The following is a 14,473-nucleotide window of genomic DNA, read 5'->3' as shown; positions in this document are numbered from 1 at the left end:
GGTGGTTAAAGATTAACTACCTTTATGTTATTGATTAATATATTTGTCATAGTGCTCTTGGTACTGTGCTTTTATATTATGTTCTCCTAAAATTTCAAACACCTGAAGTGCTTGTTTCATCTTTTCGATTCCGTTCGCAGGATTGCGCTTAAATTCAAAATACCCACACGTATATAAGAAGACGGTTTGTTCATAATAGTTCAATTCATTGTTTAGTAATTTTTTTACTTCTTTGATTAGAAAACTACAATTTTGAAATTCTTCATTATCAATACTAACAATTAGGCAATTGACTGCTAACTGTGTAACAAGCCGTTTATTTGTCTTGTTCAAAGTTGAATAGAGATAATTTTTTAACATTTCTATAGTTAATAGGAAAAAGGAGTTATAATTAATTGTTCTTACACAGTTACCTAATAAGATAATTTCATAGTAACCCCAGTTTTCAACTTTAAAAAGATAATCTGTAAGCTGTAATAATTCCTCGTCCGAGGGGAGAAAATTTTTATTTGTGGTATAGAGAATCGATTTTACCATTGTCTTTTCATAAGGACCTAAGTTAAAACTTGAAGAGTTTGATAGTAATTCAATAATACTAGTAAAATTTTTTGAGGAGTAGTGTTTTCGAATATATTGCACCAAGTTAGCGAATGATCCAGTTCTAGTAGAATTATTGTCATGAAGAATAATAAATTCATCCAAAGTTATATGTAATTTATCTAAAATATTGATTAGTCGAATACAAGAGATTTCTGATTCTCCCCGTTCAAATCTAGAGATTTGAGATTTAGATAAATTACTATCAGCAATTGAACATAAACTGATTTGCTTTCCTTTTCGAATTTTTCTGAGTGTTATACCAAGTTTTGATTTCATATTTCCCATTTTCCCAACAAAATTTCAAAGGTTTTTTATTTATTATACAATAAATAAATAATAAAGGGATGTTCAGTATGAAAAAACTTTTAAAATTTACATGAATATTGTTATTGATTATGGATATTATCATTATAGTTGGAGGTTGAATCTTACCTGTACAGGTAAGTGTTTAGTTATAACTAAATACTTATTTTGGATTATTATGAAATAGACGGTATTTGTTATCTTGATTTTAGAGTATCTGGCGAGGATGTATATTTCATTGAGTTAGAAACTATGTATGGTTTAAGTGAAAATAGTGCGGTATCAACTCTTGCAAAGAGGTTTGTAATAAGTCTTACGTGATATTCATCGTGGTTTAACTAGAAAGAAGGGACATTTTGGATGTAAACAAGAAAACGTTTTATACAATAACTTTTGGTGAATTTATATCAAATATTGGAGATAGATTTCAGAAAATTGCTTTTCCAATCTTAATTTACCAAGAATTTCATTCGTCTTTTGCAATGGGAGGAATGGTGATTATTGAATTGCTACCTCAATTCTTCTTGGGATTTGTTATGGGTTACTTATTAGATAATTTCAATAAGAAAAAAATACTATTATGGTCTACATTAATACCTGCATTATTATGTAGTATAATACCGATATTATCTAAATATTCAGTTTCTATATTTTTTTACTATGTTATTGCATTTTTGATACCTTTATTTTCGACACTTTTTCAAACAGGATTCTCAGTCATTACTCCGGCCTTATTTGAGAAGGAAGAATTGCAAAAATATAATTCTCAGTTTCAAGGTGTCCGAACTATTTCAAAATTAATTTCTCCAGCTATAGCAGGTGTACTAATGTTAAAGTTTAATATTAATAGCATTTTTTTTATTAATAGTGCTTCTTACTTGTTATTATTTCTTTCAATACTAATTTCATATATTCCAGATCAAGAACACAAGGAGAATGGTAATGATGATATAAAAGAAATTTTTGTAGGTTTTAAAGAGAACTTTACAAATATTAAATTGAGCATTTCTTTACTCTTTACTATTGTTGTGAATATCGCTATGCTAGGTTTCAATGCAACGATTATTTTTTATTTACAGGATCAATTAAAATTATCAAATAGTCTTGTTGGGATTGTTTACTCAATTGCTGGATTTGGAAGTTTGATAGCAGTAACCTTTCTTTCTACTTTTTTGAATAAGAAGGATGCCTTTATCTTGATGAATATATCAATGGCAACCATCCCACTTGTCATTATGGCGAGTGGAATAGTAGAAAATTGGATATTTTTTGGAATTTGTTATTCAATTTTGAGTGGATTAATTACAATAGCTTCTGTTTCGATTACAACAATACAGCAACAAGAAAGTACTGTGTATAATATTGGAAAGATACTTTCTAGCTCTTTTGTAATAGCTACCATTTTTGCTCCTTTTGGAGGGATACTGGCTGCTTATTTTAATTGGCTTTTAAACCCGAGATTAAGTCTAGTTATTTTGGGATTACTAAGTAGTTTATTGGTTATTCTTATAAAGAGTTATGAAAAAAAATTAAGGGGAGATAAATAAGATGAATGAAAAATACCTATTTAATTATGAATAATCTAGGTATTAGCCTTTATAAAAGACAATTCTAAGATATAAATTCAAAAAAATATCACAATTATTTGCTAAAAACTATTAACAATAGTTTATTATAATGCTATGATCAATTTATGAGTAGTTTATCCAGGGTTGGCGAAATTGTTAAACGCGCCTATGATACAGGTAGGTTCGACTGAATGTCTATTGGAGGTTCAAGTCCTTCACCCCGCATATGAAATATTTTTAAATTGTAGTAATGCTTTATAATAAGTTTTACTGTTTTTTAATTTTATTGAGGTAAATCAAATGAATATTGTAGTTTTATATGGTGGTAGGAGTCCTGAGCGGTTAATTTCGGAAGTTTCTTCAGAACAAGTTGCTGAGGCGCTAACTACTGATAATGTAATAAGACTAAATTTAAATGGAATATATAATTTTGGTGATAAAGCCATAAAGAATTTTTCTCAAATCTATAAGTTGTATCAAGAAGGAAAGTTATCGGAATTTGATATTGATCAAGAATTGGAAATAACAGATTCAGTTATTGAAATTTGTAAATTAGCAGATATCGTCTTTTTATCTACACATGGAGGAATTGGTGAAAATGGGAAGTTGCAGGCATTGCTAGATATTTGTAATATAAACTATACTGGTAATGGATATCAAAGTAATGCTATAAGTTTAGATAAGAAATTATCAAAGCGACTTGTGAGTACAGTTGGAATTAAGGTACCCTATGAGTATATGGATGAAAATGAGTTTGTTTTTCCGTTAGTAATAAAACCGAATGATAGTGGTTCAAGTATTGGAGTTAGAATTATTAAAACTAAAGAAGAAATCCAACGGTATGATTTGAAGAATTACAATGTCGAAGAATATATAAATGGAAGGGAGTTTTCTATTGGAGTTATTGGTGAGAAAATTTTAGAACCAATTGAGATTGTAATTGAGAATGGTTTTTATGATTATCAAAAAAAATATACTCCTGGAATTGTTAAGGAAATTTGTCCTGCTAATATATCTGAAGAGCTAAACAAACGACTGAAAAAGTCTGCTAAAACAGTTCATGATTTAATGGGATTTGAAGTATATTCAAGGACGGATTTCATTGTCGATGCCAATGATAAAATTTATTTCATTGAAACGAATAGTATCCCTGGTATGACTCCGACTAGTTTGCTACCCAAGGAGGCTGAAGTAGATGGAATAGGTTTTAGTAATTTATGTAGGAGAGTAATCGAACTGAGCATAGAAAAATATCAGTAGTGAGAACTATATTTTCGTTTTTTTATCTTGTTAGATACACCATAAAATAATTCGGAAAAATTTATTTTTCTTTGGAAATATTATGTTGTTTTAAAATTTTAATAGTGATTGTAACCTTTTACTGACTGTTAAGTATTTAGTATCACGAGAAAATTATCTATTTTTATGGCTACATATATAGTCCCTTTATAAGTTCAAAAATCAATTAAATGCGTGTTTGGTGATGTTACAAAAAAGTTATTTACTTATGAATTTTTGAGTGGAACATACCGATATTTTGATAGCTAATTTTATCGCATTGCACCTATAATATCATGGTAAATATTTGTCAAAATAATAACAAAAACTTTTTTGAAGAGATCTATTCAAAATAGCATTCAAAAATCGAGTGAGTGTAGTTGAGAAAGCAATTATTACTTACTCTTTTTTTTTAAGAAAAATACATAAAAATATAAGTCTATATATAGGTTTGGGAATCCTGTTGTCCGATTTGGACAATATATTAAATATTTAAAAATTATGGTCTATACTTTTTCTTAGGAGAAAGCTAGATGTACAGACGTCTGAGAGATTTGAGGGAAGATCACGATTTGACCCAAAAACAAATAGCTAAAATACTTTCGTTTACAAACTCGGCTTATGCTAAAATTGAACGGGGTGAGCATGCCTTGACGGCAGATGTATTGGTAAATCTCTCAAACTTTTACGATGTCAGTACAGACTATCTATTGGGATTGACAGATTTTCCTGATAAAATTCGCTTTAGAAAATAATCTCCTCAATTTCATAGAGTGTGAAAATGAGGAGATTTTTTATTTGTTCTTTGACAATTGAATAGTCCAAAATGGTACTTTCCTCATTTGTGGAGCAGATTTGAATGGCTCGCCATGATAAGAGCGATCTTAAAACCATCAATAAAATAGAGCGATACTTTATATGCCATGATACAAATGATATACAATGATACTTCTGACCGTTCAGGCTGCCACCGTAAAAGAGCAGCAAGTGTAATTCTTATGATGACTTCATCAGTCATGCCATGGAGGAGATTGATAAAAGATAAAGGGGAAGTGATTTTTTGAAATCAAATTTAAAAAATTATATAGTCGAGCTAGAGATGTTAAATCTATTATTCTTAAAAAAACTTATTAGCGAAAAAGAATATGAAAAAATAAAGCTGAAACTGCGTAAAATATACACAAATTAGCTGACCTTTTTTATTGGTTGCGGTAAAATAAATGCAGAGAAATAGGAGGTTAAGCTATGTCAAATAACGTTGAAATTATAAAAGCAAATTCTTTAGTAACTAGAAGAAATGATAATAGTGGTTCTTTATCGAGGAGAGTAGCAGCATATTGTCGTGTTAGTTCCGATAGTGATGATCAAAAAAATAGCTATGATTCTCAAGTTCGTCATTATAGAGAGTATATATCACAGCACCAAGATTGGATTTTGGTTGACATTTATGCTGATGAAGGGATTTCAGGAACTCAAGTTGGAAAAAGACAAGATTTTCAAAGATTGATTTCAGATTGCCTTGATGGAAAAATAGACTATATCATTACCAAAGCCATTGCTCGCTTTGCTAGAAATACATTAGATACTCTCAAATATGTTCGTTTGCTCAAAGATAAACAAATTGGTGTATTTTTCGAAGAAGAAAATATTGATACTTTAACTATGGATGGTGAGTTACTATTGACGATATTAAGTTCAGTGGCTCAACAGGAAGTTGAAAATACATCTGCCCATGTTAAAAAGGGTTTAAAAATGAAGATGCAACGTGGAGAACTTATTGGTTTTCAAGGTTGTCTTGGTTATGACTATAATCAAGATACAAAGTCGATATCAATAAATGAAAAAGAAGCCAAGATAGTACGTTATATTTTTGAACGATACATTGATGGTATTGGGGGTAGGGCAATAGCTAGAGAACTTGATGAACTAGGTTATAAAACTCCGAGAGGTCTTGATCACTGGCAAGATACAACAGTTTTAGGAATTATTAAAAACGAGAAGTATAAAGGTGATATTCTAATGGGAAAAACTTTCACTGTTGACCCCATTAGTAAAAGACGTTTAATAAATTTCGGTGAAGAAGATAAATACTACATTAAAAATAATCATGATGCAATAATTAGTCCAGAAATTTTTACACAGGCGCAAGAAATTCGATTACGGAGATCAGGAAACAAAAAAACCATAGCAAATACAAAAGGTAAACGAGAAAGATATTCAAGAATGTACCCTTTTAGCAGTAGATTAGAATGTGGTTTTTGTGGTACTGTTCTGTCTAGAAGAAGTTGGCACTCTAGTTCAGAGTACAAAAAGATTATTTGGCACTGTACAACATCTATAAAGAGAGGTAAAAAGCATTGCACAATAGAGGAAAAAGCAATAGAAAATGCTTTTTTACAGAGCTACCAACAGTTGTTTTATGAAAACAATAACCTAACTGAAGACTTTCTTGAAATTATAAAAGAAGAGCTTACTGATGATACTTTAAAAGTGGAGTTGAATAAGATAGTTAGTAAATTAAATTCGTTGTACAAAAAAGAAGAAAAATTAGTTTCAATGAATCTAGATGGAAAAATAAGTGATTCTGTATATGAAGATAAATTCAATCAAATACAAATTGAGAAAGAAAAACTTTTAGAAGAAAAAGTAAACTTAGAAGTAACTTTAAAATCAGAAATTGATATAAAAAGTAGATTAGAGAATTTTAAAGAAATTTTAACTTCACAAAAGACTTTGACGGAGTTTGACAAGGACATTTTTGAAAGTATCGTTGAAAAAATAATAGTAGGCGGAATAAATTCTGATGGAGAAATTGATCCAGCAATGTTGACTATAATTTTTAAAACGGGAGATTCTTCGACTAAAGATGCAAAATCTTACAAATCTAAAAGAAAGAATGCTAAAATAGAAAACGATAAATTGTGTTTTAATGCCGTAACCGATGACGAAAAAAAGTGTACAAATAAAGGAAACAGCGCATGTTGAGACAATTGTGTTGATTTCCAAACTAGATTCTAAGAAATATATTAGTGTGGAACTTCCGAACGAGTGCTGAAAGTAAGGCAACATATAAACAAATTCAAAACTATGTTTTTGAAACGTTTGGGTTTAAAGTATCGACACTTTATATTGCACAAGTGAAGAAAACGCATGGTTTAGAGGTTAGGGAACACTATAATATTTCAAAAAATGAGAATCAGAAAGTTCCACAGTGTCCAATTGAAAAGGAAGAAGCTATTTTGGATGCGTTGAAGCATTTTAAAATGTTGTAATATTAAAACAATAGGGGGGATTATAGACAGTGGCTAATATTGAAAGTATTAAACAAAAAATACTACAACTGGATGCAGGTTCATTTCAAAATCTTTGTGATTCTTATTTATATAAAACGGGCTATCCGAGTATAGTATCTCTTGGTGGAGAAGCAGGTACACGAAAGACCACTTTAGGTACACCTGATACATATTTTATTGCATCAAATGAAAAGTATGTTTTTGTTGAATACACAACTCAAAGGACAAACTTATTTGCAAAAATTAGGGATGACCTTGAAAAATGTCTTGATACAGCAAAGACAGGTGTTCCATATGACAAAATCTCTGAAATTATTTATTGTCATACTTCATCAAACCTTACACCCTTTCAAGATAGTGAAGTAAAAAAACTGTGTGAAGATGTTGGAGTTAAGCTTGTAATTATTGGAATTGATAAGCTTGCAGAAGATATATATCTTTTCCATCATAATCTTTCACGTGATTTTTTGGGAATATCAATAAGTACAGATCAAATTCAATCATATGATGAATTTATTAATAGTTACAATGCAAATAGAATGGCTGCTCCAATTGACACTAAATTTCTATTCAGAGAAAAAGAATTTCAAGATATTATCAATGCTTATCTTAAAGTGGATGTTGTTATACTTAGTGGTTCATCAGGTACGGGGAAAACACGTTTAGCTTTGCATTATGTAAAAAATCATGCAGATGCTAAGAATGAAAAGACTTACTGTATTCATAGTAATGCATTACCAATATACGAGGATTTAAAACTTTTTTTAGATAAACCAGGAGATTATTTTCTTTTTATTGATGATGCCAATCAATTGTCAGGACTGCAGCATATTATCCGATACGTTAGTATGAAACCAGAGGGATATAATGTAAAAATACTTATTACAGTAAGGGATTATGCACTTCAAAAAGTGATAAACGATGTTCGAGCAATCACTTCTTATGAAATTGTGAATGTAAATGTATTTTCAGAGAATGAGATTAAGGAATTACTTGAAGCTTCATTGGGCATTTTGAATTCAGACTATCAAGAACGAATTATAAGAATTGCAGAAGGAAATGCTCGTATTGCTATACTTGCTGGGAAAGTAGCATGCAGTTCAAATCGTTTGGAGTCTATTGATGATGTGTCACAATTATATGAAGATTATTATGGTTCTAATTTAGAAAATAATCAATTTTTTATAGACAAAAATCTGTGTATAACTTCTGGTATAATTGCTTTTCTTGAAGCAATTCATTTAGATTATATTGATGCACTTTTACCAATTTTACAGGAAAAAGGGTTAAATCGAGATAGTTTCATTGAAAATATCCGTATGCTTCACGAGCGGGAGATTGTCGATATTTGTAATGATAAAGCTGTTCGTTTTTCTGATCAATGTTTGTCTAATTATTTGTTAAAATATATTTTCTTTGACAAAAAATTACTTAGTTTGTCGAAAATGATTAAAGCTTGCTTTTCAAGTTACAGAGAGAGAACTGTATCTTCTGTTAATACGTTACTTAATATTTTTAAAAATAAGGCACTTTTAAATTTTGCTGAGAAAGAAATAAAGTTATTATGGGATGAATTATCAACAGAAAAATCGCCAATCTTCTTTGAATTTGTAAAAGTCTTTTTTCGCATTAATCCTACGGAAACACTTTTGCTTTTGCAAAATGAAATTGAATCTGAAGAAAGAGTGATTTGTGAATGGATCGATATAGATACTGAAAAAAGAAAAAATTATCAACATGTGGAAAATGATATCATTAAAATTCTTGGTGGATTTGCAGATATGACTGATTTGCCAACCGCTTGTGATTTGTTTTTTCAATATTATCTAAAGCGACCAGATTTATTTATGGAATTTTATCATGCAGTCAATATATATTTTGGGATTCATAGGGATTCCATGCGGTATGATTTTTACACTCAAATAACATTTTTTGAAAAAATAAAAGAATATTCAGATGACTGGAAACAAGAATTTATAGTTAGTCTCTTTTTACAAATAGCAGAAGAATTTTTGAAATTGTATTTTTCACCAGCGGAGGAAGGACGAAAAAATAAATTAACCATATATCAAATTCCATTAGTTATATCTAAAGGTGTTGAAAAATATCGAAAGTTAATTTGGGAATATTTATCTTCTTTAAGTAAAAATGAAAAATATAGAGCAAAAGTGAAGGAAATCCTCAGTTCTTATGGTGGTACTATCGACGATGTGAGCATTCCTGTTTTACAATTTGATTTAAAATATATTCAATCGATTTTGAAGTCCAATTTTCTGCCAGATAAATTGACAAATTGCCTTTTAGCAGACAAAATAGTGCAAGTTCTCAGTAGAATGAATTGTTCTTGTGCATCCCAGCTTTCTGAATATTTTGAAGGAGAGAGTTTTCAATTATATTGTCTTCTTAAAGGACCAGATTATAAAGAAACTGGTTATGAAGAATATAGAAAACGAAAGCAGCAATCAATTAATCATTACACTTTGAATTGTGATTTACAAATGTTTAAGAAGTTAATCGATGTTTGTAGCAGTATTTCTGGGACAGATAACCATTCATCTTGGAAGGTCGGTGAAGGATTGGGCATTGCCTTTGATTCTATTTCCGATAAAACAGATTGGTATGTTGATGTGATTAAATATTATATCAAAAACGATACACCAAACAATTTACATCCATATCATTTAGTAGACGTTTTATTTTCATTATTATCCGATTCAGAAGTGTATGAAATTATTATTAGTGAAGAATATAGTCAGAAAAATGCTTGGACATATGCATATTATCATGAATTACCACTAGAATTAATTACAGAAAAGCACTTACAAGAGCTTTATAATTTTTTGAAAGATACTTCTGACAGATATATTACCTCATCATCAATGCGTGATGTAGATTTTCTTGAGAAATATAATGTAATAGATGAATTGGCATTGATAGAAGGTTGCAAAATTATTTTAGATAAAAAAGAGTATTCCTCCTTTATCGTGGATATTTATTTTGGTTTGTTATTTAATTATCATCATAATACACCAAAGGAAGTGATTCAAAAATTTAATTGTAATTTAGAATTGCTTGAAGAAATATACTATGCTATGTTGTCATATGATAAACATCATGATTATGACGGACAATTTTTGAAGGAAATATATTCGGTTAGACCTTCTATATTGGACAAGTATATAGATTATTTAATAAATATTGACTCTTTTAGCGACCATCAGGAAAAGCATTGTTGCTTTTTTGATTTGGACGATTTTGTAGAAATATATAATAAAATCGTTGAGCAGTTGATAAGAAACCGTCAATATTCTAGGTTGTCAGTACCTTATTTTTTGGAATCTTTATTATTGCCAAAGCAAAATGAGAAAAAGCTGTTAGAAAGACAAGATATGTGGATTCGGCAATGTATTCAACGATTCTGCTATGATGAAGAAAAAATGTATTGCCTATTTTCAGTTGTGTCAAAATTAGAGTTCAAAAGAAAAAAAGAGTATATATTGCTCTTTCTTGAAAATAATCCGTTGTTTGAATATTTTGAAAAAATACCATTAACACCTACTTCTTGTAGTTGGTCAGGTAGTGCAGTACCTATGTATTCAGCTTGGATTGAATTTCTCGAATCATTGTTACCAAATTTTATAGGTTTAAAGTGGATAAAACATAAAAACTATATTGAAACAAAGATTGATGATTTACAAAAACAAATCGAAGCGGAGCAGATAGACGGGATTTTAAGAGGATGATTTATAAATACAAAAAGACTGTATAAATATATAAGTAAAACTACCTGTGAATTGACATTTCATGATGGTTTAACCTACAAATAAATTTATCTAAATCTTATTTAAGGTTTAAAAAATATTATGGATGTTGGAGATGTTATTAAGACTGGCTTGGACAATGATGATCAAGTTGAATATGTAGGATTGCTGGTGCGATCTTAGTCAGTCGATAATAAAATGATATGTTTAAAAAAAAATTATAATTTTGAAACGTGAATAAACTTGTTAAACTTTATGTATCTTTAGAAAGTGTGTTAACTTGAAAGAACAAATCTTTTTGATGGGTGGGAATCCCCCAATAACGAAATATAGCATTGTTGATAAAATTGTATTATCAAGCAAGATTGAAAGAATTGTTATTTTTACAGTTTTTCGATATAATTGGCAACTCTATATGAAAAAGTACACGGAAGTTTTCCAAAGTCAATTTCCTAATCTAAACACTGATTACTTACTTTTGGGCACTGAGCAGATTGATTTTGATAGCTATTTAGATGCTGATCTAATCATCATTGGTGGAGGAAATACGGAAAAATATATAGCTACTTATGTCAATCAGGAGTTCAAAAATTATATCGATCATATGCTTAATAAAGGGGAAAAAGTTATAGGGTTTTCTGCAGGAACCCTATTATTAGGAGAAAAAGTCTATGTCTCACCTAATGATAATTCAGATCATCAGATAAAGATAAAAAATGGATTAGGACTCTTTAGTCAGTTTTTAATTAGTGTCCATTATGATTCCTGGAATGATAAAGCTAATAAGGATAGAGCAGAAGAACTCGTTAGTGTTCCCATAATTCCACTAAATGTTCATTCCTGTCTTGTATTGGATAAACTTGGAAACATTATTGAGAAAATTGACTAGTTTTAATCATGCGAATCTGAATCTACGAAACTAAAGTATTGACGAAATGAATAGTGAAAAGCCTTGATTGTAAGGCTTTTTTGTGTTTTTATGATAGAATATAGGTAGTTATAATCGATAGCAACTAAGAAGCAGTAAAAATATTATTCATAAAATAATCAAGATTAGGAAGAAAAAATGACAGAAATTGATAAAAGGAATTTAAAAAATTATCTTTGTTTTACATTTGGAATTACTTATATAGCTTGGGGGCTTCTTGCCATCTTTACTCAATCTTATATTTTGGGATTAGAAACATTTATAGGGAGAATGTTACATATAGTAGGTGCACTTGGTCCAGCTATTGCAAGTGGCTTTTATTTGAAAAGGAATAATATAAAATTTAAACATTTTGTATTTACTAAAAGAAAAAGTAGTAGTATTTATTTCATTATTCATTTGTTAGCAATTTTGATACTATTTTCTGTATCTTCCTTAGAATTAAATGAAGTATCAATTTATCTGATGCCACTATTCTTTATTCAATTAATTTTTTTTGGTGGCGGACATGAAGAATTAGGATGGAGAGCAATATTACAACCTTTACTTGATAAAAAATATACTTATTGGCAATCTAATTTGATTGTAGGATCAATTTGGGGAATATGGCATCTGCCTTTATGGTTTATAGTTGGAGAAAGTCATCAAGGATTTCCTTTTATTTTATTTTTTATATATACATTATTTTTAAGTTTTGTTTTAGGGCTTCTTTACCGTCAAACGAAATCTGTGGGATACTGTGTATTATTTCATGCATTCGCAAATTTGTTAAATCTCTATTTTGTGTTAAAAATTAATCTTATTTTTATTATCATTTTTATTGGTTATTTGATTTATACTATATTGGCGAGTAATAGAATTAGTAAGGAAACAACATTTTAAAATTTAGATCAGGATATCCATTATTGAAAGTAACGTGTGGTCATTCTAGATAATCAATGTTAGAGACTTTTCTATTTGATGAGACATCACTACTTGTTCAAACAGATTAACAAGGTTGTAGCTGGTGAAAGTCCTACAGTAAGGAGTTTAAACATGAAATTCCATGAATTTGGTGATAAGAATTTGCCTCCTATTTTACTGATACATGGTGGTGGCAGTTCTTGGTGGAATTATCTTCGTCAAGCACGAATCTTGTCAGAAGAATACCGTATTATTCTACCCACTTTGAATGGCCACGGCGAGGAATATCAACTTGATTATGTTTCTACTGAAGATTCTGCTTTGGAGATTCTAGATTATATCAAAGCAAACTGTGGTGGGAAATTGTTTGCAATCGGTGGTGTTTCACTTGGTGGTCAAATTGCCATGGAGCTTTTGTCTTTAGACAGTGAAATTGTTGAGAAGGCCATCATAGATGGAAGCCTCTGTATTCCTCAACCAGGCTTAGCTAAAATCAGTATCTTTCTAGTATCTCTATTTGGTAAATTGATGTTCAGTAAATTCTCTTGTAAACTTCAATTAAGCATGATGGACAAAATCTATCCTAAACTGGCTTATCCAGTGGAGATAAAAACTTATTATTTGAAGGATTTGCCAAGGACACCTATCAAAACATTGGTGACCATTTACAAAACATATATGGGGCGTTACAAGCTGAAGGACACGATTTCTGCTAGCAAGGCGCAGGTTCTGTATATCTATGGTGAAAGTGAATTGAATTGTGTGAAAGCATCGGCGAAATTATTTCAGCAGCTACATCCCAATACTATTCTGTATGAAGCAAAGGGCTATAATCACGGCTATTTATCAGCTTACCTGCCTTATGAGTGGATTGATTTGGTGGTGCCATTTTTAAAGAGTGATTCATTAGAAATGTGTAACGAATCTGATATGCCATAAGGAGGAATACCATGCTAGGAGCAATTATTGGAGATATTGTAGGTTCAGTTTACGAATGGAACAATATCAAAACGAAGGATTTTCCTTTATTTTGTGAAGATTGTTTTTTCACGAATGATACGGTAAGTTCGGACCGCTGAGTGTGTGAGTTTGTTAGTGAAACATTGCTAATCCTCAAAATAAAGAAACTAAAACTCCATTATTTTGAGATGACAACCTAAACTGTTTTTAAGGAGGTGTTATATTGATAGAGAGCAGACCTGAGTTTGATAAAGTCACATCCTTTGATGAATTTAATAAATTCTATTGGTATCGGGATGAACTTTCACAGATATGCAAGTCATTAGGGCTTGAATATAGAGGTACAAAACAAGAACTCAATCATATTATTGAGCAGTACTTTAAGGGTAATTTGATTAAAAAATCATCAGTAAAAAGAAATAAGAAACGAGTAGAAGTCGTTGCCTTAGATACGCCCTTACTTGAATGTGGATTCTCCTTTAATGCAGACTTTAGAGAATATTTCTCAACTTTAACAGATGTTTCGCCCTTTAAATTTACTGCTGATATGGCTACAGCTTGGAGAAAAGTAAAAAGAGAAAATGATTTGAGTTTTACAATCCAAGATATGCTAAAAGTTTATTATGGAAATTCAGATTATGCCAAGTATGATCATTCGGTTTGTCAATGGAACCAATTTTTAAAGGATTTCTGTGCAGACGAAAATAGTGGCAACTACTCGAATAAACTAAAAGTAGCTTCTATTCTTTGGAAAGAAGTTAGAAATTCAAGTAATGCAAAAATTTATTCAAAGAATCTTTTGACTAAATATGCTGATAAAGTAAAAGAGTATGGCAAGTAGGAATGTCAGTATAAACCAATAGTTCACAGGGAGGAAGT

11 protein-coding genes and 1 pseudogene are annotated in these 14,473 nt (G+C 30.1%); 11 read left to right on the top strand and 1 reads right to left on the bottom strand.

Going from position 1 to position 14,473, the window contains the following annotated elements; all coding sequences use genetic code 11:
* Positions 1-27: 27 nt before the first annotated feature.
* Positions 28-876 (bottom strand): helix-turn-helix domain-containing protein, encoded by an 849-nt coding sequence (locus EJF26_RS02745; protein WP_000837481.1) that lies wholly within the window; start codon positions 874-876, stop codon positions 28-30.
* Between the two features lie 383 nt (positions 877-1,259).
* Here EJF26_RS02745 and EJF26_RS02735 point away from each other — a divergent pair, with 383 nt between their 5' ends.
* The 11 genes and pseudogenes from EJF26_RS02735 (at position 1,260) to EJF26_RS02675 (ending at position 14,435) form a co-directional block, all read left to right on the top strand.
* Entirely contained in the window at positions 1,260-2,450 is a 1,191-nt protein-coding gene (locus EJF26_RS02735) for an MFS transporter (RefSeq protein ID WP_000383001.1), read from the top strand.
* A 321-nt stretch (positions 2,451-2,771) separates the two neighbouring features.
* The gene (locus EJF26_RS02725) at positions 2,772-3,731 is read left to right on the top strand and encodes a D-alanine--D-alanine ligase family protein (protein WP_001028643.1); all 960 of its coding nucleotides are present in this window, start codon (positions 2,772-2,774) and stop codon (positions 3,729-3,731) included.
* Between the two features lie 551 nt (positions 3,732-4,282).
* On the top strand, positions 4,283-4,504 hold the full coding sequence (locus tag EJF26_RS02720; protein WP_000286247.1) for a helix-turn-helix domain-containing protein: 222 nt from the start codon (positions 4,283-4,285) through the stop codon (positions 4,502-4,504).
* Between the two features lie 490 nt (positions 4,505-4,994).
* The gene (locus tag EJF26_RS02710) at positions 4,995-6,734 is read left to right on the top strand and encodes a recombinase family protein (protein ID WP_000069903.1); all 1,740 of its coding nucleotides are present in this window, start codon (positions 4,995-4,997) and stop codon (positions 6,732-6,734) included.
* Positions 6,718-7,021: pseudogene (locus tag EJF26_RS10005) on the top strand (hypothetical protein); the annotation flags it as partial. The gene EJF26_RS02710 and the pseudogene EJF26_RS10005, both read left to right, overlap by 17 nt.
* Positions 7,022-7,050: 29 nt before the next feature.
* Positions 7,051-10,785 carry an nSTAND3 domain-containing NTPase gene (locus EJF26_RS02700; RefSeq protein WP_143888986.1) on the top strand — a complete coding sequence of 1,245 codons (3,735 nt, stop codon included), beginning with the start codon at positions 7,051-7,053 and terminating at the stop codon, positions 10,783-10,785.
* A 298-nt stretch (positions 10,786-11,083) separates the two neighbouring features.
* Positions 11,084-11,692, top strand: a complete 609-nt coding sequence (locus EJF26_RS02695; protein ID WP_000662943.1) for a Type 1 glutamine amidotransferase-like domain-containing protein — start codon at positions 11,084-11,086, stop codon at positions 11,690-11,692.
* A gap of 177 nt (positions 11,693-11,869) precedes the next feature.
* A complete protein-coding gene (locus tag EJF26_RS02690; protein ID WP_000134974.1) occupies positions 11,870-12,613 on the top strand; it encodes a CPBP family intramembrane glutamic endopeptidase in 744 nt (247 codons plus the stop codon).
* A gap of 153 nt (positions 12,614-12,766) precedes the next feature.
* Positions 12,767-13,573 carry an alpha/beta hydrolase gene (locus EJF26_RS02685; protein ID WP_000668459.1) on the top strand — a complete coding sequence of 269 codons (807 nt, stop codon included), beginning with the start codon at positions 12,767-12,769 and terminating at the stop codon, positions 13,571-13,573.
* A gap of 11 nt (positions 13,574-13,584) precedes the next feature.
* Positions 13,585-13,713: a hypothetical protein gene (locus tag EJF26_RS02680; RefSeq protein ID WP_000900000.1), complete on the top strand. Its 129-nt coding sequence runs from the start codon at positions 13,585-13,587 to the stop codon at positions 13,711-13,713.
* A gap of 104 nt (positions 13,714-13,817) precedes the next feature.
* Entirely contained in the window at positions 13,818-14,435 is a 618-nt protein-coding gene (locus EJF26_RS02675; RefSeq protein WP_000573125.1) for an SAP domain-containing protein, read from the top strand.
* Positions 14,436-14,473 lie beyond the last annotated feature (38 nt).

Origin of the sequence: Streptococcus oralis subsp. dentisani (genome assembly GCF_007475365.1) — a bacterium.
Lineage (GTDB): Bacteria > Bacillota > Bacilli > Lactobacillales > Streptococcaceae > Streptococcus > Streptococcus mitis_AX.
This window is presented reverse-complemented; position numbering and strand designations above follow the sequence as displayed.